This window comes from Kitasatospora sp. P5_F3 (assembly GCF_054049135.1).
In genome coordinates this window covers 1-20,613 of sequence record NZ_JBFUMY010000033.1, presented here as the reverse complement: position 1 = coordinate 20,613, position 20,613 = coordinate 1, and the positions used below count along the sequence as shown (strand labels likewise).

Below are 20,613 nucleotides of genomic sequence, written 5' to 3'. Positions count from 1 at the left end.
TTCGCGCGGGCGGTCGGCGGCGCGACTTCTACGATCGGGTCATGTTCAGTGGCGCACACGTGATCCTGCACAGCTCGGACGCCGAGGCCGACCGGGCGTTCGTCCGTGACGTGCTCGGCTTCGCCCATGTCGACGCCGGCCGCGGTTGGCTGATCTTCAAGCTGCCGCCGGCCGAGCTGGCCTTCCATCCGACCGAAGCCCCGCCGCACAGTGAGTGCTACCTGATGTGCGACGACCTCGACGCGGTGCTCGCCCGCCTGGCCGAGCACGGCGTCCGGCCGGTCGCACCGCCGACCCGGCAGAGCTGGGGCACGGTCACCGCGATCCCGCTGCCGAGCGGCTTCGAGCTGCCGCTCTACCAGCCCACCCACCCGGTCGCGTACGGGCTCTGACCGGACCTGGGCCTGAGCTTCGCGGGCCGATGATGAAACATCGTCAGAAGTTGCTATCGTGCCGGTGATTCAACGGCACGCGAGTTCCGTCGCGGCCACCAGAGCACTCGGGGGAATCCATGGAGCAGCGGCCACCTTCCTTCGGCGACCCGGCCGGTCCGCCGACTGGCGTCTTTGGGCCGCCGGAGGCCCACCGGCGGTCGCCGGTGATGGTCTGGGGCGTGGTGGCGGCGGCCGTGAGTGCGGTCGCCGGAGTGGCCAGCGCCGTGGCGGCGTTCATGGGCGGCAGCTCGCAGCCGTCCGCCGCGCCGACGACTTCGGTGGTCGCGCCGGCCCCAACCCCGGCGGACGGTTCGGCAGCTCCGGCCACGAGTGCCACCGCGAAGCCGGCTCCGGTCCCCGCCGCCGGGGTGGCCGTGCGCTGGACGGGGAAGGTGGTGCTGGGCATGGAGGGCATCGACCTGACCCAGGTTCCGCCGGTCAAGGGCAGCTCCAACACGCTCTCGTTCCTCCAGCCGTCCGCAAGGCGCACCGGCAGCAACGGCATGGAGGTCAAGGGCAAGTCCGCACTCTGGACCGAGGCCGGCGAACCGACCGCCCAGGGCTGCCGCAACCTGCTGCTGACCCAGTCGCACGACCAGGTGGACGTGGTCGCGGGTGACCAGGTGTGCGTGGTCGACGAGAGCTCGCCGATCGGCCTGCTCAAGATCACCAAGACCCACTACTCACAGGGCAGTTACGGCGAACTCGACGCCGAACTCACAGTCTGGGACCTGCTCCTGAAGCGCTGAGCCCCGCCACCGGCGTCAGTGCCGCGCGCAGATCGGCCGCGCCGCGGAAGTGAACACCCGTCATGCCGAGCTGCTCGGCGGCTTCGACGTTCTCCTGCCGGTCGTCCACGAAGAGGCAGCGCCCGGGTGCGGTGCCGGCCCGGGCCGCGGCGATCTCGTAGATCCGGCGGTCCGGCTTCGCGACGCCGACCAGTGCGCTGTTGACCACGTCGTCCGCGAGGTCGGCGAGGCCGAGCCGGGCGAGGTCGTCATCCAGCCACGGGGTCGCGTTGGTGACCAGCAGGACGGGGCAGTGCGTACGGGCCCTGCGCAGCAGGTCGACCACCTCCTGGTCGGCCCGAACCGGGCTGCCGGTGAAGGCGGTTGCCAGTGCACGCGCATCGGCGGCCCCGGCCCGGGAGGCGAGTCCGGCGGCGATCGAGTCCGCCCACTGCTCCCTGGTGAGCTGTCCGAGGATCAGTGGCAGCGCAGTCTGCGGGCCGAAGGCCACCGCCGAGGTGCTGCCCGGGGGCAGACCTGCGGCGCGTTCCAGGCGGGTCACCTCGGTGTGGTCGAAGAAGCGGATCACGCCGTCGATATCGCACAGGACGGCGTCGAAGGCCGGCCTGCGGGGACCGGGTAGCGGTGTCATCCCGCCTGGATACCACCCGGCGTCGGCCGTCGGCCACTGGATTCAGTGCTCCGGTGATCCGTCAAGAGGGCTCGGTGCGACGCCCGTGCTTTCGGCCGCAGGCGATCTGACATGACCACTACCAAATTCGAGGTCGTGCGTCCAGGGACGATACCGGTGGCTGGGGTCTTGAAGCACCGTTCTGAGGGGTCCGCTAGGGGGTTAGTGGGGCGCCCGGAGTAGATATCTTCCCTTTCGCAAAGGTGCTCGACTGGTCCCAGGGGGCCGAACAATGGGAGCGGAAATGACCGAAATTGATACCTCCTCACCTCTCAGACAAGACCCGCCGCAGTTCCCGATGGAGCGGAAGTGCCCGTTCCAGCCGCCGGCCGAGTACGCCGTGATGCGCGCCGAGGAGCCGGTCTCCAAGGTCACGCTCTCGGTGTCCGGCAAGGAGATGTGGGCGGTCAGCCGACAGGAGCACGTGCGTCAGGTTCTCACCGACCCGACGATGAGCTCGAACTTCAAGCACCCCGGCTACCCGCTCCAGGTGCCGGTGCCGGACGACATCCTGCAGGCGATGGAGCTGCCGCTGGTCGCGATGGACCCGCCCGTGCACGGCCGGCACCGTCGGGAAATCATCCCCGAGTTCACCCTCAAGCGGATGCAGGCCCTCACCCCGCGCATCCAGGAGATCGTGGACCAGCACGTCGACGCGATCCTCGCCAAGGGCGGGCCGGTCGACCTGCTGACCGAACTCGCCATCCCGGTCCCGTCGTTGGTGCTGTGCGAGCTGCTCGGCGTGCCGGCCGGGGACATCCCGGAGTTCCGCGACTTCGCCGAGGTCACGGTGCGCAGCGACGTCACCCCGCAAGAGGTCGGGATGGCCATCCACCAGATGGACGTCTACCTCGACAAGCTGGTCACCTCGAAGGAGGAGTCCCCGACCGAGGACGACCTGCTCGGGCGGATCGTGCTCAAGAACAAGGAGGAGGGAAACCTCAACCACCGGGAGATCGTCGCGCTCGCCCGGATGCTGATCTCCGGTGGCTTCGACACCCTCACCAACATGATCGTGCTCGGCGTGGCCGCCCTGCTCGAACACCCGGACCAGCTCGCCCAGATGAAGGCGGACCCGGAGCTCACCCGGAACGCCATCGAGGAGCTGCTGCGCTTCCTCAGCATCGCCGACTCGGCCCCCTCCCGGGTCGCCACCCAGGACCTCGAGGTCGGTGGCGTCAAGATCAAGGCGGGCGAGGGCATCATCAACCTGACCGCCTCGGCCAACCGGGACGAGACCGTCTTCGAGAACGCTGACCAGCTGGACATCTTCCGCGAGATCGGCCTGCACTCCGCGTTCGGCCACGGTGTCCACCAGTGCCCCGGCGCCAGCCTGGTCCGGGTCGAGCTGAAGATCGTCTACGACACCCTCTTCGCCCGCATCCCCAACCTGCGGCTCGCGGTGCCGGCGTCGGAGCTCCCGTTCAAGCGCGCCACCCTCATCCAGGGCCTGGACGCACTACCGGTCACCTGGTGACCTCCGATGGCCCTCTCGGTCCATCGTGAACGCTGCATCGGCTCGGGAACCTGCGTCTTCACTGCGCCGGACGTCTTCGCCCAGGACGAGGAGGAGGGTCTCGTCACGCTCCTGACGGACGGCACCGACCACGTGCCGGCTGTCCGCTCGGCCGTCGAGCGCTGCCCCGTCGCAGCGATTTCTCTCGACGAGGACTGACCCCCACTCAGGGACCGGGGTGCTGCGGCCGCCCTCCGCAGCACCCCGGCTCTGCAGGACGGTCAGACCGCACGGCGCCGCCGACGGTACGAGAGCGTGACGGCCGCGAGCAGCGGGGCCCAGGCGACCTGCGGCAGGTAGACGAAGCCGAGCAGGGTGTGGCCGAGCGGGGTCATGTCGGCGTGCGGGAAGGTCCACCACAGTAGGAACGGCGTCCACAGGCAGGCCAGCACCACCACCCCGACCGTGGCGGGGACCACCGCAGCCCGCACCGGCACCGACCGACCGCCCAACACCGGTATCCAGCGCGGCAGTACCTCGCCCCAGGGCCGGACCAGGCCGAGCGTGAGCAGGGCGGCCAGCTCGCTCACCGCACTCAGCGCGATCAGGTACACCGCGCCCCAGCCGGGGCCCATCGACCCCTGTGCCGCCAGGTAGCCCTCCTCGGTGTACCCGGCGTGCTGCCCGGCCGCCAGCAGCAGACGCCAGATCCCGCACGGCAGGGAGACCAGCGCGGCGGCATGGGCGGCCCGGACCGCCCAACGGGGTGCGGGTGAGGCGGTGGCGGTGAGCTGAGTGGTCGTCATGGACACCATCCTTTCCGGCCGGTGGCCACCTTCACGTCCACCCGGAGGGGGGGCCGGTAGGCCCGCTCCGGACGGACGCCCGCCCGGCGGTCTCACCCGCGCGGGGGAGCGCCCTCATCCCCGCTCCGGTGACGGCGGGTCGCAAGGATCAGGGTCCCGCGCCACCCCCGGGATGCAGGTCGCACCCGTCCGGTCGGGGTTACCTGCCAGAATGCGGGGCGGAACTCAGGCTGAATCAGGAGAAGGTGACCGGCTTCGTGACCATGCCAGTCGAACGGAAGATCGCCGAAGAGCTGGGCGTACGGGAGGGGCAGGTGAGGTCTGCCGTCGAACTGCTCGACGGCGGCGCCACCGTGCCGTTCATCGCGCGCTACCGCAAGGAGGTCACCGGCGAGCTCGACGACACCCAGCTGCGCACGCTCGAGGAGCGGCTGCGCTACCTGCGGGAGTTGGAGGAGCGGCGGGCCGCCGTGCTGGAGTCGATCGAGAGCCAGGGCAAGCTGGACGACGTCCTGCGTGCGCAGATCCTGGCCGCCGACTCGAAGGCCCGGCTGGAGGACATCTACCTCCCGTACAAGCCGAAGCGGCGGACCAAGGCGCAGATCGCTCGCGAGGCCGGTCTCGAGCCGCTCGCCGACACGCTGCTCGCCGACCCGTCCAAGGACCCGGCGGCACTCGCGGCGGGCTACCTGAACGAGGTGGTGGCCGACGCCCCGGCGGCGCTGGACGGGGCCAGGTCGATCCTGGTCGAGCGGTTCGGTGAGGACGCCGACCTGGTCGGCACGCTGCGCGAGCGGATGTGGACCCGGGGCCGGCTGGTCGCCACCGTCCGGGACGGCAAGGAGCAGGACGGCGCCAAGTTCGCCGACTACTTCGACTTCGCCGAGCCGTACGGCAAGCTCCCCTCGCACCGCATCCTGGCGATGCTGCGCGGCGAGAAGGAGGAGGTGCTCGACCTCGACCTCTCGCCGTACGAGGGCGCCGACGGCGATCTGCCCGGCGAGAACGACTACGAGCAGCGGATCGCCGCCAAGTTCGGCATCGCCGACCGGGGCCGCCCGGCGGACAAGTGGCTCGGCGACACCGTCCGGTGGGCCTGGCGGACCAGGATCCTGGTCCGGCTCGGCATCGACCTGCGGACCCGGCTGCGGCAGGAGGCGGAGGACGAGGCGGTCCGGGTCTTCGCCGCCAACCTGCGCGACCTGCTGCTGGCCGCCCCGGCCGGCACCCGCGCCACCATGGGCCTGGACCCGGGCTTCCGGACCGGCGTGAAGGTCGCGGTGGTGGACGCCACCGGCAAGGTGCTCGGGTACGACACCATCTACCCGCACCAGCCCGCCAACAAGTGGGACGCCTCGATCAACACCCTGGCCGCGCTGGCGAAGCAGCACGACGTCGAGCTGATCGCGATCGGCAACGGCACGGCCTCCCGGGAGACCGACAAGCTGGCCGAGGACCTGATCAAGCGTCACCCCGAGCTGAAGCTCACCAAGGCGATGGTCTCCGAGGCGGGCGCCTCGGTGTACTCCGCCTCGGCCTTCGCCTCGCAGGAGCTGCCGGACCTGAACGTCTCGATCCGGGGCGCGGTCTCGATCGCGCGCCGGCTCCAGGACCCGCTGGCCGAGCTGGTCAAGATCGACCCCAAGTCGATCGGCGTCGGCCAGTACCAGCACGACCTGAGCGAGTTGAAGCTCTCCCGGTCGCTGGACGCGGTGGTCGAGGACTGCGTCAACGCGGTCGGCGTGGACGTCAACACCGCCTCCGCGCCGCTGCTCACCCGGGTCTCCGGGGTCACCGGCACGCTGGCCGACAACATCGTGGCGCACCGCGACGCGAACGGCCCGTTCCGGACCCGGCGGGCGCTCAAGGACGTGGCGCGGCTCGGCCCGAAGGCGTTCGAGCAGTGCGCGGGCTTCCTGCGGGTCCCCGGTGGTGACGACCCGTTGGACGCCTCCGGGGTGCACCCCGAGGCGTACCCGGTGGTGCGGAAGATCCTCGCCGCGACCGGCGGCGACCTGCCGTCGCTGATCGGCAACGGGGCGGCGCTGCGGGCGCTCCGGCCGTCCGACTTCGCCGACGAGACCTTCGGCGTGCCGACCGTCACCGACATCCTCGGCGAACTGGACAAGCCGGGGCGCGACCCGCGACCCGCGTTCCGTACCGCGACCTTCAAGGAGGGCGTCGACAAGCTCGGCGACCTCGAGGTGGGCATGGTGCTGGAGGGCGTGGTCACCAACGTCGCGGCCTTCGGTGCCTTCGTGGACGTGGGCGTCCACCAGGACGGTCTGGTGCACGTCTCGGCGCTGTCGAAGAACTTCGTCAAGGACCCGCGCGAGGTGGTCAAGCCCGGCGACATCGTCAAGGTCCGGGTGGTCACGGTGGACGTGCCGCGCAAGCGGATCGGGCTGACGCTGCGGCTGGACGACGAGGTCGGTGCTGCGGCGCCGCGCGAGCGGGATCGGGACCAGGACCGGAACCGCGACCGTGGCCGGGGAGCGGGCTCGAAGCCGCCCCGGCAGGACCGCAGGAGCGCCCCGGCTCCCGCGCCCGCCGCCAACAGCGCGATGGCCGACGCGCTCCGGCGGGCCGGTCTGACCGGCAAGTAGGCGGTCCCCGGCCCACCGCTGCCGACGTGGCGGTGGGCCGGATCCGCTTGGACGCTAGCGTCCCCGGCGGGACTCGACCGCGAGGGCGACCAGTTCGTGCCACCAGGTCTCGCGGTGGTGGGTGAGCAGGTGCTGGGCCTCGGCCGGGTCCATCGCGCGGACCTCGACCACCTGTTCGCCGTCCTCCGGGTTGCTCGGCTCGGAGTCCACGGTGACCTCGGCCCAGCCCCAGAGCCAGGCCTTCTCCGGGTGCGGCTGCCAGGGGCGGTACGGCACCGGATGGTCCGTCACGCAGCGGTGGGCGCCGATCCAGACCGGCTCGCCGAGCAGCCGGGCGCCGGCCTCCTCGCGGAGCTCGCGGGCCAGGCAGCTCTCGATGCTCTCGGCCGCCTCCCGGGTGCCGCCGGGCAGGAACCAGTGCCCGCGGGCGTCCCGGCAGAGCACCACCTGATCGCCGGAGAAGCCCACCAGGTGGATGTTGGTGATGAGTTCGTCGGGCGGCAGCACCGCCGAGAACTGTGCGTCGATGCCGCCCCAGGACCAGCGCTGGGGCGCGTGCAACTGCGGGAACCGGGCCGCCAGGTCCGCGAGTTCCGGTGCTCTCTCCGAGGTGTCCGTCATTCACAGATGGTAGTCCTTCCGGCGCCCGGTCGAGGAGATCTTCCAGCCGGACGACCCGGCAGGCCGGCCGTCCGGCCGTCCGACGTAGGGTGAGGCGCACCTGCCGAACGGAGCCCCGCCGATGTCCCGGATCCTCTATGTCACCGACCTGACCTACCCGGCCCGGGGCCGCCGCTACTGCGACGAGGACATCGCGCTGTCGGCCGCGCTGCGCAGCGGCTTCGAGTTCGAGCTGGCGCTCTGCCACCCGCTGGACGCGGCCGCCCTGATGGACGGCTTCGACCTGACGGTGGTCCGCAACAGCGGTCCGGTGCTGCACTACCAGGAGAGCTACGACGCGTTCCGGGCCGGGGCGCTGGCGAGCGGCACCCGGGTCTTCAACCCGCTGCACGGCCGGGGCGACATGGCGGGCAAGCAGTACCTGCTCGACCTGACCGCCGCAGGCCACCCGGTGATCCCGACGGTGGCGGACCGCGCCGACCTCGGCCTGCTGCCCGAGGTCGCCGAGTACGTCACCAAGCCGAAGCTCGGCGCCGACTCGATCGGCCTCGCGGTGCTCCCGGCCGCCGCCGTGGCCGAGCTGGAGCTCGACGGTTCCACCCTGCTCCAGCCCCGGATCGACTTCCGGTACGAGGTCTCCTTCTACTTCGTCGGCCGGGAGTTCCAGTACGCGCTGTACGCCCCGGACCCGGCCGCCCGCTGGCAGTTGGAGCCGTACCGGCCGACCGCCGCCGACCTGGCGTTCGCCCAGACCTTCGTGGACTGGAACTCGCTGGACCACGGCGTGCAGCGGGTGGACGCCTGCCGGACGGCCGAAGGCGGCCTGCTGCTGGTCGAGTTGGAGGACCTCAACCCCTACCTCTCGCTCGACCTGGTGGACGGGCCGACCCGGGCCGCCTTCGTCGCCGCGATGGCCGGCTCGATGCACGAACTGCTGCTCAGCTAGGTAGCGTTGATCGCCCGCAGGATGTTCAGGCGGGCTGCCCGGCGGGCCGGCCAGACCGCCGCCAGCACCCCGATCGCCAGGCTGAGCAGCAGGAACAGGCCGAGCCGCGCCCAGGGCAGCACGATCTCGTACTGCGGGAGCGAGGATTTGCTGAGGCTGCCGCACGCCCAGGCTAGGAAGATCCCCGTGCCGATGCCCAGGACTGCGCCGAACAGCGAGATCACCACCGATTCCAGGCGCACCATCTGCCGGACGCCCCTGCCGCTGAGGCCGATCGCGCGCAGCAGCCCGATCTCCCGGGTCCGCTCGAAGACCGACATGGCCAGGGTGTTGACGACGCCGAACACCGCGATGACGACGGTCATGCCGAGCAGGCCGTACATCATGTTGAGCATCGCGCCGATCTCGCCGGACTGAGCCTTCGTCAACTGATCCTGGTTCTGCACCTGGAGGAGCGGGCTGTTGCCGAGAGCGGCTCGGATGTCCTGGTCGAGGCCGCTCGTGTGCCGGTCGGGCGCGGCCTTGACCAGGATGCTGTCGAGCCTCCCGCCGTTCGCGTACGGCAGGACCTCGTCCATGGTGCCCAGGGCGCCGCCGACGGCGCGGGTCTGCTGGTAGACACCGACGACGGTCAGCTCTTTCTTACCGTGGCCGTAGCCCACCGTGCCCTGGAAGGTGTCGCCCTTCGTCAGGCCGGTCTCCTTGGCCAGCTTGTCGGAGAGCGCGACCTTGCCGGGGCCGAGGTCGGCGAGCGAGCCGCTGCTGAACCTCAGGTCGGAGACCCTGCCGAGCCGCTGCGGGTCCGCACCGGTGAGCGTGGCGTACTCGCCCCGCGCCCCCAGGGTCGAGGAGGCGAGGGACACCGACTCCGTGACGCCCGGGACTTCGGCGACCTTCGTGCCGAGTGCGGGGTCGAGGCCGCCGGAGCCGGTGTTGGACACCTGGTAGTCCGCGGTCAGACCGGCTACTGCCGCCGCCCTGAGCGCGGCGTTCATGGAGCTGCCGGTCACGCTCAGGCCCGTGATCAGGGTGAGCCCGATCATCAGGGCGGAGGCGGTGGCGGCCGTGCGGCGCGGGTTGCGCAGCGCGTTCTCCTCGGCGAGTTTGCCGCTGACGCCGAAGAACCGGGTGGTGAACGCCCCCGCGAGCCGGATCAGCGGCCGGGACAGCAGCGGTGCGATCACGATCATGCCGGTCAACGTGAGCACGGAGCCGAGTGCGGCGGCCTTCAGGTTGGAGTCGCCCCCGTTCGTCTGGGTGGAGACGTACAGCAGGACGAGGACACCAAGGCCGGTGAGCAGCACCCCGAGGCTGTGGCGGAGCATCAGGCTGCGCCTGGGCGGCGTCTGGTCGACGGAGGTCAGCGCCTCCACCGGTGCGACCTTCGCGGCCTTGCGGGAGGGCAGCCAGGCGGCGAGCACGGTGACGCCGACGCCGACCAGCAGGGACCGGACGAGCGCGTCCGGGGAGATCACCAGCGGGCCGTCCGGCAGGCCCGCGCCGCTCGCGTTGAGGAGCGGCCTGAGGGCGGTTGCGATACCGAGTCCGAGCGCGATGCCGGCTGCCGAGGCGCCGAGTCCGAGCAGTCCGGCCTCGGCGAGGACCGCGCGGACGACCTGGCGGCGGGAGGCTCCCACGGCGCGCAGCAACGCGGTCTCCCGGCTGCGCTGGGCGATCAGCATGGTGAAGGTGTTGGCGATGACGAAGGCCCCGACGAACAGCGCGATCCCGGCGAAGGCCAGCAGCATCCGGGTGAGCGCCTTGGTGCTCTCGGCGATCCGCTCCGCCTGCTCGTGCGCGAGCTGGGCTCCGCTGGTGACCGTGATGCCCTCGGTGGGCAGCAGCGCGCGGATCCGGCCGGTGAGCTCCTGGTTGTCGGTGCCGGGTGCGGAGCCGACGGCCAACTCGTCGAACCGGCCCGCCTGCAGGAAGAGTTGCTGCGCGGTGCGGGTGTCGAAGAGCGCGAGGCTGCCGCCCGCGGTCACGCGCGGGTCGTCGGTGTCGACGGTGCCGACCAGCTTCTTGGTGAGTACGGGGCCCGTGGTGGCGAAGCGGACGGAGTCACCGATGGCGTAGCCGGCCTTCTCGGCGGTACGCCGGTCCAGGGCCAGCTCTCCGCCGCCGGTGGGGCTGCGTCCGGCGCTGACCGGGAAGCGGCTGTCCCGGTCCGAACCCGGTGTGTCCGGTGAGTAGTTGGCCGCCAGGTTCTGCCAGCTGTTGTCGGCGTTCAGCGGTCGGCCGTCCTTGGCCGCCAGGGTGGCGGTGCCGTTGACGGTGGGGTGCACGGACGTGACGCCGGGCACGGCACGGACCTGGTCGGCGAGCTCAGCGGTGAGCGCGGTGGACCGGCTGTCGTCCGCCGCGCTGTCGGAGTTCCGCTCGGCAGCGGCCTGTACGGAGACCGCGACGTCCTTGAGGTTCTTGGCGGAGGCGCCGCGAAGGGCCTGGGTGACGGTGTCGCCGAAGACCAGCGTGCCGGAGACGAAGGCGACGCCGAGCGTGATCGCGAGGGCGGTCATGATCAGGCGGGCTCGGTGCGCGAAGACGTTGCGCAGGGCTGTACGCAGCATGGCGGTGGTCCAGTTCCGGGGTTACGGGGGGAGAGGTTCGGTGACTTCCTCATCCTCGATGCGCCGTGCTGACGAACCGTCGGCCGCAGGGCCTGACCGCGACGTCTGCCGAAGGTCGGGCCCGGGGGCGTCCGTACTCCTCGGGGCGGACGGCCGGCTCTGTCCCTCGGCAGACCCGGGCTCTCAGGACAGCAGCCCCGTCCGGTGGGCGAGCACCGCCGCCTGGACCCGGCTGTCGGTGCCCGTCTTCACCAGGACGGCGCTGACGTGGCTCTTCACCGTGCCCACGCCGATGCCCAGTTGACGGCCGATCTCGGCATTGGCGAGGCCCTGGCCCAGCAGGACGAGGACGTCGCGTTCCCGGCCGGTGAGCGCTGCCAGCCGCTGCACTGCCGGTGCCTCCTCGGGGCCCGGCCGGCCGGTCCCGCCGTCGAGCATGCGGTCGATCACGCTGCGGGTGACCTTCGGTGAGAGCACCGCGTCGCCCACGGCGGCGGCCCGGACGGCGCTGACCAGCTCCTGCGGGCCGTCGTCCTTGAGCAGGAAGCCGGTGGCGCCGGACCGCAGCGCGCGCGTCACGTTCTGCTCGTCGCCGAAGGTGGTGAGCATGACGACCTGCGGCCGGGGCCGGAGCTCGAGCAGCCGCTCGATCGTGGCGAGCCCGTCGAGCACCGGCATCCGGATGTCGATCAGGGCCACGTCGGGACGGGTCTCACCGGCGACCCGCACGGCCTCCTCGCCGTTCGTCGCCTCGCCGACCACCTCGATGCCTTCGGCATGACGCAGGATCAGCCGGACGCCGTGCCGGATCAGCTCCTCGTCGTCGGCGAGCAGGACCCGGATCGGGCGGTGGTCGGAGACGGGCAGGTCGGTCACGGGCTCTCCCACGGTGCTGTGCGCGACACCAGGGGAACGGCGAAGCGGTCGATCGTGGCCAACGTATCGCCACGGAAGCAGAATCGGGTGATCCTGAGGTGGTCGGGGGGCTCGGCAGCAGAGCCATCGAGCGGAAACGTCGAGTACATGCAGCTCGTCACCGACTCCGGGTGGGCCGGCTCCCGGCCCGTCGCCGCCGCGCGGGCCGCCGTGCTGTCCCCGTACACGGCCTCCTCCACCATCGTGCGGGACATCCCGATCCGGGGCGGCTCGTGGTTGCGGGGGTCGGGCTCCGGGAACGCCTGGCTGACCAGCACCAGGCCGCACATCATCAGCACGCCCACGCCCATCAGGCCGAGGAACCCGCCGAGGGCCTTCACGGCACGGCGCCGGACACCGGCGGGTGGGTGGTCGGCGGGCGGTGCCGACGGTGCCTCACGCTGCGGGGCGCCCACGGCGGCCAGGCTCGCTCCCGGGTCCGGCAGCGCCGGGATCCGTGCGGTCACCGCGAAGCCGCCGGCCGACGTCGGGCCGGCCTCCAGGGTGCCGCCGAGCAGTGCTGCCCGTTCCCGCAGCCCGGCGTGGCCGCGCCCCGAGCCCAGGCCGGTCTCCGCCTCCGGGGGCACGGGCGGACGCCCGTTGCGTACGAGCACCTCCACCCGGTCGTCGGTGTGGGTGACCGCCACGGTGACCCGGGCTCCGGCGGCGTACCGGTGCACGTTGGTCAGCGACTCGCGCACCACCCGGTGCACCGCACGCCGTACCTGGGCCGGACGGTCGTTCAGGTCGGGGCCGTCCCAAGTGAGATCGACGGGTATGCCGCCGCTGCGCGACTCCTCGGCCAGCGCCTCGACGTCGGACCGGGTACCCGTGCTGTCGGTCAGCGCGTCGGTTCCGGTGTCCCGCCCCAACGGCCCCAGCACACCGAGCACTTCGCGCAGTTCCCGCATCGCGTCCGCGACGGAGCGGCGCACCAGGGCCGCCACGTCGCGGAGTTCGGGCGACTCCTGCTGCAGGGCCATCTCCAGGCCGCCGGTGTGCAGCGAGATGACGCTGAGCCGATGGCCGATCAGGTCGTGCATCTCGGCGGCGATCCGGGACCGTTCGTGGATCCGGGACTCGCTGTCCGCGAGCCGACGGGCCGCCTCCGCGGCGGCGGCCCGGTCCCGGAGCGCCCGCAGCAGCCGGTCCTCCTGGCCGCCCGAGATGCCGAGAAGTCCCGGCAGCAGCAGCGTGGTGGCGGCGAGTACGGCGCCGAGCGCGAGCCCGAACGCGTGGCCGCCGAGCCCGAGGACCGGGGCGAAGACGGCGCCGACCAGCGTCGCCAGCACGGTCGAGGCGAGCAGCACCGCACTCCGGCGCCGAGGGACCGTCAGGTGCTTGGCCGTGGTGTACGCGGTCATCGCGGCCGGCAGCCCGGCGGCGGGCAGCAGGCCCACGACGGCGGAGATGCCCAGCAGGCTCATGGTGGGGAAGCGACGGCGGACGGCGAGCAGGGCGAGGGCGACGGCACCGAGGAGCAGCTGAAGCTCGCCGGACGGGCCCTGGCCCCCCAGGATCAGCTGGGTGAGGAGCATCAGCAGCGCGCCGCCGGTCACTTCCGCGAGCGCGCGCCACAGCCCCCGGCGCTGTTCGCCGGGGGCTGTGAACGGATTTCGGGAGGCCATCGGCCAATTGTCCGGGGCGGTCGTGCGGGTCCGTATGCGACCTGGGGATGAGGTGCGCTCTGCCGAAAGCCAGAGACCGGCCCTACTCCTCGGGGTGCGCGAGCCGGCCGAGCAGCGCGACCACAGTGTCGCGTGGCACCGGGCTGAAGAACTCCGTGTCGACCTGCTCGACGGCGGCGATCGCCCGGGGTGCCAGTTCGGCCCCGGTGGCGGTCACCCGCAGCCGGCGGGCCCGGCTGTCGGCCGGGTCCACCTCGCGCTCGACCAGGCCCTTGGCCTCCAGAGTGCGTACCACCTGCGAGGTCATCTTCACGTCGGTGCCCGCCTGCCGGGCCAGTGCCTGCTGGCTGGGGTGCTCACCCTGGCCGTTCAGCCACCAGGTGCAGGCGAGCAGCACGAACTGAACGTGCGTCAGATCGAGCGGCGCGAGCGCCGTGGCGATGCCGCGCTGCCAGCGCAGGGTGGCATGCCAGAGCAGGAAGCCGGGACTCTCGGCCGGCTGCACCGGCGGTCAGCCCCGGGCCGCGTGCGCGACCAGCGCGGCCATCGTGTCCGGCCAGTCGGCGGTGATACCGGGGCCGATCTCCGGGCCGACCTGGTCGGCGCCCTCGCCGGTGATCTCCATCCGGTAGACCACCTCGGTGCGCCCGGAGCCGAGCGGGGCGAGCCGGTGGGTGGTGCGCAGCACCAGCCCGCCGAAGCGCGCCTCGTCGGTGAAGTGCTCACCCTCGCCGAGCTCGACCACGGTCAGCTCGATCGGGTCCTCGCCGGGCGGGGTCATGGCGATCGTGGCGCCCACCGCGAACGGGCCCCGGAAGTCGATCTTCTCGATCTCGCCGTTCCACTCGCCCCAGCCGTCCACATCGGCCCAGAGCTGCCAGATCGCCTCGGGGGCGGCGTCGGTCTCGATGCTGTGCTGGTACGTCCACATGGGTGCCTCCACGGCGCTGATTGTCTATGCGAAGACTATCTGCGCGAAGAGTATTCGTCCAGGCCCGGTTCCAGGCACGGCTTCAGGCCCGGTTCCGGGCGGTCAGTGCGCCAGCAGGCGGGGCAGCGAGCTGTCGTTGCTGAGCAGCCAGGCCAGGTAGGACGGGTTGGTGCCGGCCAGGTCCAGGTAGGCCGCCCGAAGGTCGGCGTACAGGCCGTCGAAGGCGGGTGCGCTGAGCGCGCGGGGCCGCCAGACCAGTAACAGGCGGACGCTGAACGGGTTGCCGTGCACGGGGCGGATCACCGTGCCGGGGCCGGGCAGTGAGGTGGGCTGGCAGGGGCGGACGGCCTCGCCGGAGGCGACCAGTTCGGCGGCGGTGGCGTTGTCGCGGACCTGGACCACCCGGGGGTTGAGCCCGGCCTCGGAGAGCACCCGGCGCAGTGCCGCGTACTCGTGGTCGGCGGTCGGGTCGACCATCCAGGCGTCGGCGGCCAGGTCCTGCAGCCGTACCACCGGTGAGCCGGCCGCCGGGTGGCTCAGGGCGAGGGCGACGAACTGCGGCTCGCGGGCGATCAGTACCCGGTGCTCGGCGTCGGCGGGCAGCCGGAGCGGGAAGCCCTCGCTCTCGTGCACCAGGGCGATGTCCAGCTGGTCGGCGGCGACCAGGTGCAGCAGGGCGTTGGCGGAGATGTCGATCCGGATGGTGGTGCGGGTGTCCGGCAGCCGGGTGTGCACCCGGCGCAGCCAGTTGGCCACCGCGCGGCTGCCCACGCTGCCGATCCGCAGCGTCAGATGCTCGGAGTCGTCGGCCTCCTGGCGTGCGGCGGTGACCAGTTCGGCCATGTCGGTGATGATCGTCCGGGCCCGGGCGAGCACGGTGTGGCCGAGCGGGGTGAGCTGGCTGCCGGTCCGTTCGCGGGTGAACAGCCGCCCGCCGAGGGCTCGTTCGATCCGGTGCAGCTGGGTGCTGACGGAGGGCTGGCTCGTGCCGAGCTGCCGGGCGGCCTTTCGGACGCTGCCGGTGTCGGCGATCGCGCACAGCACACGAAGGTGTCTCACCTCGAGCTCCACAGGGGGAGCTTACGGCCGACCGGCCGTTCACGCCAGGGACATGTCAGATGCGCCGGGAGGGGGTATAGGACGGCGTTATCTCCGGCTGGCATCATCCGCAGGCCGGTCGCAGTGGCCGAAGCTCGGTGGCACGACAGTCCGTCCCCCACTCCCAAAGCACTTGCCCCACAAGGGCTTTGGAAGCCATGAACTGGAGTCCCCAGATGAAGCGCTCGATGCTCTCCGCCGCGGTGGCCGTCACCCTGGGCCTGTCCGCGGGGCTGCTGGCCGCGCCCGTCGCGAGTGCGGCCCCCCAGCCGCAGGCGGTCGCCCAGTACGCCGGATCGGCCGCCGAGCAGGCCGACGTCAAGGCCTTCCACGAGGCCGTGATGAAGTCCGCGCTGGCCAAGCAGGCGGCGAACCCGTACCTGCTCGCGGTGGTCGTCACCTACGACGCCAGCAGCGCGCCGACCTTCCGCACCCAGATCTCCAACAGCGCCCAGATCTGGAACGGTTCGGTGCGCAACGTCCAGCTCCGGTCCGGCACCAACGCGGACTTCCGCTACTACGAGGGCAACGACTCGCGCGGCTCCTACGCCAGCACCGACGGCCACGGCAGCGGGTACATCTTCCTCGACTACCGGCAGAACCAGCAGTACAACTCCACCCGGGTGACCGCCCACGAGACCGGCCACGTGCTCGGCCTGCCGGACCACTACTCGGGTCCGTGCAGCGAGCCCGGTCCCCCGGGGGCGGGGCCGCTGGCGTGCGCGGGGTCAGTCCGCCGTCCGGCAGGCCAGCAACAGGGCGACGTCGTCGGCGCGGTGGGACGAGCGCTGGGCGTCCCGCAGCAAGTGGTCGGCCAGGGCGCCGAGTTCGGCGGCGGGGGAGTGCGCGAGGTCGGTGCGCAGGAGGTCCAGGCCCTCGTCGAGCGGGATGCCGGGTCGTTCGATCAGGCCGTCGGTGAACAGGGCCAGGATCGCGCCGACCGGCAACTGCAGCGTGCTGGCCGGGTACTTGGCGCCCGGGTCGATGCCGAGCAGCGGACCGCCGGCCAGGTCGAGCGGCTCGGTGTGGCCGTCGGGGAGACGCAGCAGCGGCGGCACGTGCCCGGCCCGGACCGCGAGCGCTTGGCCGGTGGCCGGGTCGAGCCGGATCAGGCAGCAGCTGGCCAGCAGCCCGGGGTCGAGGTCGAGCAGCAGCTGATTGGTCCGGGTCAGCACCTCGTCCGGCTGGCTGCCGCTGGTGACGAACGCCCGGACTGCGCTCCGAAGTTGGCCCATGGTGGCGGCGGCGCCGACATTGTGTCCCTCGACGTCCCCGATCACCAGGCAGACCCCGGCGGGGGTGCTGATCGCGTCGTACCAGTCGCCGCCGATCTCCATGCCCCGGGTGCCCGGCAGATAGCGGGCGGTCACCGCGAGACCGGGCACCTCCGGCAACCGGTGCGGCAGCAGCGCCTGTTGGAGACCCCGGGCGAGCGCGAACTCGGCGTCGTACAGCCGGGCCCGCTCCAGCGCCTGGGCGATCAGGCCGCCGAGCGCGGTGAGGACGGAGCGGTCCTCGCTGGTGAACCGCCGGGGCCGGTCGAAGCCGAGGATGCAGCTGCCGACCGGCAGCCCGGAGGCGATCAGCGGCAGGAAGGCCCAGGCCCGCATCTCGTCCTGGACGATGCCGGGGTAGGCGGCGAGCAGCTCGGCCGGCGACTCGAAGAAGGCGGGGGCGCCGCTGCTGAACACCTCGGTGCCGGGCAGCCTGGCCCGGACCGGGGTGCCCTCGAACGGGGTGAGGAAGCCCTCCGGGTAGCCGGTCTGCGCGACCAGGTGCATCCGGCCGGAACGGGCCAGGTAGAGCGCCATCTCCTGGCCGTCGAAGCCGGGCAGGATCTGGTCGATCACGCAGTCGCAGACCTCCTTGACGGTCACCGCCTCGGTCAGCGCGCTGGCCAGCTGGAGCAGGTGGTAAGTGGCCCCGAGGGTGGCGGGGGTGGCGGGTGGTGCCTCCGGCAGGGCGGCCCGGTGGGCGCCCGGCGGGCCGGCCGGGACGATCCGTACGGTCAGGCCGTGCGCGTCGGGGTAGAGCGAGAAGGCCAGCCAGTGGCCGGGCGGGCGGGCCGCCAGGAAGGCGGTGGGCTGCTGGGCGAGCATCGCGGACCGGTACCGGTCCTCGTACGCCGGCTCGGCCAACCAGGGGAGTACGGACCAGGGGTGATGGCCCGTCAGTTCCTCCCGCCCGAGTTCGAGCAGTAGTTCGGCGGCGTGGTTGAGGTAGCTGATCCGACCGTCCGGGTCGAGTGCCACCACGCCGTCGCGGAGCCGCTCGACCGCGGCCACCGCGGCGGTCGCGGCGTCGGTGTCGAGGGCGACCACAGCGACCGTGCCCGGGCGGCCGGGCCGGCCGTGCAGGTCGAGCCGGCGTCGGCCGTCCCGCAGCCGGACCCGGAGGGTGAACGGCGCGTCCGCGCGCAGTGCGGCCAGCAGCGGCTCGATGTCGGCCGGCTCCAGGCGTTCGGTCAGCTCCTGGGCCCGGCCGCCGAAGTCCTCGGGGGCCAGGCCCAGCACGGCGAGCAGCGCCGGGTCCGCGGTGATCCGGCCGTCGGCGAGCCGCCAGTCCAGGCCGCCGGCCCGGGGCGCGGGTCCGCCGGTGGTGGGGAGCGGCACCACTACCGGGGCGGCTGGCGCCGTCGGCACCTCGTCGTCCAGCGCGGCGGCGAGCCGGTTCGCGGTGGTCCGCAGCTGCCGCTTGGCGCCCGGCGGCGGTACGGCGGAGCTGGGCCAGAGGACGGCCAGGACGCCGATCGGCCCGCTGGCGGTGTTGATCGGCGTGCAGGCGAAGGCGTGCACGTACGGCAGCCCGACGGCGAGCCGGGGGAAGCGCCGCATGGTGTCGTCGGCGTCGGCCACCTGCACAGTGCGGCCGGTTCGGAACGCCTCGGCGGCCGGGAGCGGGGCGCCCACCGGGATGTGCCGGAAGGCGCTCAGCAGGTGCGGCGGGACGCCGGTGACGGTGCTCAGCACCAGCGAGCGGCCGTCGGCCGAGCGCAGGTAGAGCACGCCTCCGTAAGCCGAGGTGGTGCGGACCGCACGCAGCAGCGCCTCGGCGAGCAGAACCTCGGTGGGTTCTCCCTGGCGCATGTTCTACTCTGTGCGCCGCGCCACCGGGGGTGTCAACCGGAGGGCTGCCGGTGGCCGGTTATTCGGCCAGCTCGGCGAAGGCCCTGGCGGCGGCCAGCTCGTCCCGGGCGGCCTGTTCGACCTGCTCCAGGTAGGCGTAGGCGTCCGGCCCTGCCGGGACCCGCAGCGGGGTGTCCTGCTCGGCGGCCACCAGCCGCAGCACCAGCTCGGCGAAGGACTCGGGCCGGTTCAGCCCGGGGGCGGTCTCCAGCTGCCGCATCGCCTCCCGCATCGGTTCGAGCTGCTCGGCGTAGGCCGGGACGCGCCGGGCGGTCTCGGCGATGACGGTGCCGTAGCGGGTGGCGAAACCGCCGGGCTCGACCACCGAGACCCGGATGCCGAACGGCCGCACCTCGGCGGCCAGCGCCTGGCTCATGCCCTCCAGGGCGTACTTGCCGGTGACGTACGCGCCCAGGCCCGGAAACGCCGTCCGGCCGGCCAGCGAGGAGACGTTGACGATGTGCCCGGCCCCCTGGGCCCGCAGCAGCGGCAGCACGGCGCGGACCAGCCGCCAGGGGCCGACCACCAGGGTCTCCAGCTGGTCGCGCAGCTCCTGGTCGGAGACCTCCTCGACGGCGCCGAGCAGGCCGCTGCCGGCGTTGTTGACCAGCACGTCCAGCCCCCCGAAGCGGTCGGCGGCCAGCGCCACCGCCTCGTCCACCTGCGCCTGGTCGCGGATGTCGAGCGCGGCGGTGAGCACCCGGTCGGGGTGGCGGCGGCTCAGCTCCGCCAGGGTGGCGGGCTTGCGGGCGGTGGCCAGGACGGTGTCGCCTGCTGCGGCGACGGCCTCCGCCAGCGCCAGGCCGAGGCCCGAGGAGCATCCGGTGATCAGCCAACGACGTGCCATGTGTCCCCCTGAGGTCCGATCCGATCGGCCCCACGGTCCCAGAAACGGGGGCCGGTTGCCGCACCGTACGCGGGGGCGGTCGGAGGTGTCCGGGGGCGCGAAGGCGGTGGCCGCGATGCGCCCCCGGTACGTACCTGTCCGGTGGCCTACTCCGGCGCCGTCACCACCTCCAGCGCCGCGTCCCGGACGTCCGGCAGCGGGTGGCGGCGCAGTGTCCGCAGCACGGCCCGCCACTCGGCGGGCCAGCCGAGCCGGGGGCCGAAGCTGACGAGCAGTCCGAGCGCCAGCAGTCCGGTCGCCGACTCGCCGTCAGCGGCCAGCTGTTCGGCCACCGGCCGGATCTGCTCGGGCGTATCCGGCAGCCGGTCCCGGCCGAGCCGGGTGCTCAGCCGGTGGGCGGCGGAGGCGGCCAGGGCGGGGCGGCCGGCGCAGACCTCGGCCAGTTCGCGCAGCTGCGCGGAGAGCGCCTCGGCCGCCGGATCGACCAGCCCGAGCAGCACGTCGACCCGGTGGGCGGGCTGCTCGGCCAGCAGGGCGGCCAGCCCGGCCAGGTTCGCCCTGATCCACGGCTGGTCGGGTCGGGGCAGGCCGCCGACCAGGGTGGTCAGTCGCTGCCGGGCGGGCAGGTCGCGGTCGGCCAGGGCGTCGAACTCCCCGGCCCGGAGGCTCGCGAGCAGCCCGGTGACCGTGCGGTGCAGCACGCTGCCGGGGGCGGTGCCGCCGAGCGGGTGCGGCAGGTCGTTGCCCGCCAGTGCGGTCAGGGCGCGGGCGGCCGCCTGCCAGGTGTGCCGGTTCGTCAGGTCGGTGACCAGGGCGGGCAGCACGTCGGCCGCCTCGGGTGCGAACCGTGCCCAGGTGGGCAGTTGGCCGAGCGCAGGGATGGCCGCCTCGGGCCGGTCGGTGCGGCAGACCTCGCCGACCAGCCGGGCGAACCGGGCCCGGTGGGCCTCGGCCAGCTGCCACGGCCAGGTGCGCAGCAGGGCCGTCGCGGTCTGCGGCGAATCGGTGGCGGCCGCGCCGAACAGGGCCCAGACCTCCTCGCGTTGGAGCAGTCCGGCCCCGGCCGCGATCACGGCAGCCTGGACGTCCGGGTGCTGACCGGGCGTCAGATAGGCGGTCCGGAGCAGTTCGGCGGCCCGCTCCGGCGGCAGGTATTCGGCCGCCAGCCGGACCGCCTCCTTGCGGGTGGTCACCTTGCCGCCCGTCAGCAA

Annotated in this window: 17 protein-coding genes and 2 pseudogenes; 7 read left to right on the top strand and 12 right to left on the bottom strand. The window is 72.7% G+C overall.

The window, feature by feature from the left end:
* Positions 1–41: 41 nt before the first annotated feature.
* The gene (locus ACXJMZ_RS21050; protein ID WP_057228912.1) at positions 42–392 is read left to right on the top strand and encodes a VOC family protein; all 351 of its coding nucleotides are present in this window, start codon (positions 42–44) and stop codon (positions 390–392) included.
* 119 nt (positions 393–511) lie between these two features.
* On the top strand, positions 512–1,183 hold the full coding sequence (locus tag ACXJMZ_RS21045; protein WP_457031607.1) for a hypothetical protein: 672 nt from the start codon (positions 512–514) through the stop codon (positions 1,181–1,183).
* On the opposite strand, the gene ACXJMZ_RS21040 is transcribed toward ACXJMZ_RS21045, so the two are convergent.
* Complete coding sequence (locus ACXJMZ_RS21040) at positions 1,152–1,814, bottom strand: HAD family hydrolase (protein WP_457031606.1); 663 nt, start codon at positions 1,812–1,814, stop codon at positions 1,152–1,154. The two genes, ACXJMZ_RS21045 and ACXJMZ_RS21040, sit on opposite strands and share 32 nt — an antisense overlap.
* A 283-nt stretch (positions 1,815–2,097) precedes the next feature.
* Between ACXJMZ_RS21040 and ACXJMZ_RS21035 the strand changes: the two genes are divergently transcribed.
* Both ACXJMZ_RS21035 and ACXJMZ_RS21030 read left to right on the top strand, forming a co-directional pair.
* Positions 2,098–3,330 carry a cytochrome P450 gene (locus ACXJMZ_RS21035; RefSeq protein WP_457031605.1) on the top strand — a complete coding sequence of 411 codons (1,233 nt, stop codon included), beginning with the start codon at positions 2,098–2,100 and terminating at the stop codon, positions 3,328–3,330.
* A 6-nt stretch (positions 3,331–3,336) separates the two neighbouring features.
* Positions 3,337–3,528 carry a ferredoxin gene (locus ACXJMZ_RS21030; RefSeq protein ID WP_057228920.1) on the top strand — a complete coding sequence of 64 codons (192 nt, stop codon included), beginning with the start codon at positions 3,337–3,339 and terminating at the stop codon, positions 3,526–3,528.
* Between the two features lie 62 nt (positions 3,529–3,590).
* On the opposite strand, the gene ACXJMZ_RS21025 is transcribed toward ACXJMZ_RS21030, so the two are convergent.
* The gene (locus ACXJMZ_RS21025) at positions 3,591–4,115 is read right to left on the bottom strand and encodes a hypothetical protein (RefSeq protein WP_457031604.1); all 525 of its coding nucleotides are present in this window, start codon (positions 4,113–4,115) and stop codon (positions 3,591–3,593) included.
* A gap of 263 nt (positions 4,116–4,378) precedes the next feature.
* Between ACXJMZ_RS21025 and ACXJMZ_RS21020 the strand changes: the two genes are divergently transcribed.
* The gene (locus ACXJMZ_RS21020; protein ID WP_457031664.1) at positions 4,379–6,721 is read left to right on the top strand and encodes a Tex family protein; all 2,343 of its coding nucleotides are present in this window, start codon (positions 4,379–4,381) and stop codon (positions 6,719–6,721) included.
* Between the two features lie 54 nt (positions 6,722–6,775).
* Here the strand turns inward: ACXJMZ_RS21020 and ACXJMZ_RS21015 are convergent, their stop codons facing one another.
* Entirely contained in the window at positions 6,776–7,342 is a 567-nt protein-coding gene (locus ACXJMZ_RS21015; RefSeq protein ID WP_457031603.1) for an NUDIX domain-containing protein, read from the bottom strand.
* 121 nt (positions 7,343–7,463) lie between these two features.
* Between ACXJMZ_RS21015 and ACXJMZ_RS21010 the strand changes: the two genes are divergently transcribed.
* Positions 7,464–8,288 carry a hypothetical protein gene (locus ACXJMZ_RS21010; protein WP_457031602.1) on the top strand — a complete coding sequence of 275 codons (825 nt, stop codon included), beginning with the start codon at positions 7,464–7,466 and terminating at the stop codon, positions 8,286–8,288.
* Here ACXJMZ_RS21010 and ACXJMZ_RS21005 read toward each other — a convergent pair.
* From ACXJMZ_RS21005 to ACXJMZ_RS20980, 6 genes are all read right to left on the bottom strand, one after another.
* Positions 8,285–10,858, bottom strand: coding sequence for an ABC transporter permease (locus tag ACXJMZ_RS21005; protein ID WP_457031601.1), 2,574 nt, complete (start codon positions 10,856–10,858; stop codon positions 8,285–8,287). The two genes, ACXJMZ_RS21010 and ACXJMZ_RS21005, sit on opposite strands and share 4 nt — an antisense overlap.
* Positions 10,859–11,041: 183 nt before the next feature.
* Positions 11,042–11,734, bottom strand: a complete 693-nt coding sequence (locus ACXJMZ_RS21000) for a response regulator (RefSeq protein WP_457031600.1) — start codon at positions 11,732–11,734, stop codon at positions 11,042–11,044.
* Positions 11,731–13,401 carry a sensor histidine kinase gene (locus tag ACXJMZ_RS20995; protein ID WP_457031599.1) on the bottom strand — a complete coding sequence of 557 codons (1,671 nt, stop codon included), beginning with the start codon at positions 13,399–13,401 and terminating at the stop codon, positions 11,731–11,733. Before ACXJMZ_RS20995 ends, ACXJMZ_RS21000 begins: the two co-directional genes overlap by 4 nt.
* A gap of 82 nt (positions 13,402–13,483) precedes the next feature.
* Positions 13,484–13,906 carry a MarR family winged helix-turn-helix transcriptional regulator gene (locus tag ACXJMZ_RS20990; protein ID WP_457031598.1) on the bottom strand — a complete coding sequence of 141 codons (423 nt, stop codon included), beginning with the start codon at positions 13,904–13,906 and terminating at the stop codon, positions 13,484–13,486.
* Positions 13,907–13,912: 6 nt separating this feature from the next.
* The gene (locus ACXJMZ_RS20985; protein WP_457031597.1) at positions 13,913–14,344 is read right to left on the bottom strand and encodes an SRPBCC family protein; all 432 of its coding nucleotides are present in this window, start codon (positions 14,342–14,344) and stop codon (positions 13,913–13,915) included.
* 90 nt (positions 14,345–14,434) lie between these two features.
* The gene (locus ACXJMZ_RS20980) at positions 14,435–15,391 is read right to left on the bottom strand and encodes a LysR family transcriptional regulator (RefSeq protein ID WP_457031596.1); all 957 of its coding nucleotides are present in this window, start codon (positions 15,389–15,391) and stop codon (positions 14,435–14,437) included.
* 215 nt (positions 15,392–15,606) lie between these two features.
* On the opposite strand from ACXJMZ_RS20980, the pseudogene ACXJMZ_RS20975 reads away from it, so the two are divergent.
* Positions 15,607–16,128 (top strand): annotated as a pseudogene (locus tag ACXJMZ_RS20975) (snapalysin family zinc-dependent metalloprotease); the annotation flags it as partial.
* A 30-nt stretch (positions 16,129–16,158) separates the two neighbouring features.
* Here the strand turns inward: ACXJMZ_RS20975 and ACXJMZ_RS20970 are convergent.
* The 3 genes and pseudogenes from ACXJMZ_RS20970 to ACXJMZ_RS20960 all read right to left on the bottom strand — a co-directional run.
* Positions 16,159–18,516 (bottom strand): SpoIIE family protein phosphatase, encoded by a 2,358-nt coding sequence (locus ACXJMZ_RS20970; protein WP_457031595.1) that lies wholly within the window; start codon positions 18,514–18,516, stop codon positions 16,159–16,161.
* A gap of 58 nt (positions 18,517–18,574) precedes the next feature.
* A complete protein-coding gene (locus ACXJMZ_RS20965) occupies positions 18,575–19,402 on the bottom strand; it encodes an SDR family oxidoreductase (RefSeq protein ID WP_457031594.1) in 828 nt (275 codons plus the stop codon).
* 146 nt (positions 19,403–19,548) lie between these two features.
* Positions 19,549–20,613, bottom strand: a pseudogene (locus tag ACXJMZ_RS20960) (hypothetical protein); the annotation flags it as partial.

Coding starts and splice junctions, on each gene's coding strand:
- ACXJMZ_RS21010 (WP_457031602.1), top strand. CDS start 7,464: ATGTCCCGGATCCTCTATGTCACCGACCTGACCTACCCGGCCCGGGGC.
- ACXJMZ_RS20995 (WP_457031599.1), bottom strand. CDS start 13,401: ATGGCCTCCCGAAATCCGTTCACAGCCCCCGGCGAACAGCGCCGGGGG.
- ACXJMZ_RS21045 (WP_457031607.1), top strand. CDS start 512: ATGGAGCAGCGGCCACCTTCCTTCGGCGACCCGGCCGGTCCGCCGACT.
- ACXJMZ_RS21005 (WP_457031601.1), bottom strand. CDS start 10,858: ATGCTGCGTACAGCCCTGCGCAACGTCTTCGCGCACCGAGCCCGCCTG.
- ACXJMZ_RS21050 (WP_057228912.1), top strand. CDS start 42: ATGTTCAGTGGCGCACACGTGATCCTGCACAGCTCGGACGCCGAGGCC.
- ACXJMZ_RS21030 (WP_057228920.1), top strand. CDS start 3,337: ATGGCCCTCTCGGTCCATCGTGAACGCTGCATCGGCTCGGGAACCTGC.
- ACXJMZ_RS20970 (WP_457031595.1), bottom strand. CDS start 18,516: ATGCGCCAGGGAGAACCCACCGAGGTTCTGCTCGCCGAGGCGCTGCTG.
- ACXJMZ_RS21015 (WP_457031603.1), bottom strand. CDS start 7,342: ATGACGGACACCTCGGAGAGAGCACCGGAACTCGCGGACCTGGCGGCC.
- ACXJMZ_RS21035 (WP_457031605.1), top strand. CDS start 2,098: ATGACCGAAATTGATACCTCCTCACCTCTCAGACAAGACCCGCCGCAG.
- ACXJMZ_RS21025 (WP_457031604.1), bottom strand. CDS start 4,115: ATGACGACCACTCAGCTCACCGCCACCGCCTCACCCGCACCCCGTTGG.
- ACXJMZ_RS21020 (WP_457031664.1), top strand. CDS start 4,379: ATGCCAGTCGAACGGAAGATCGCCGAAGAGCTGGGCGTACGGGAGGGG.
- ACXJMZ_RS20965 (WP_457031594.1), bottom strand. CDS start 19,402: ATGGCACGTCGTTGGCTGATCACCGGATGCTCCTCGGGCCTCGGCCTG.
- ACXJMZ_RS21040 (WP_457031606.1), bottom strand. CDS start 1,814: ATGACACCGCTACCCGGTCCCCGCAGGCCGGCCTTCGACGCCGTCCTG.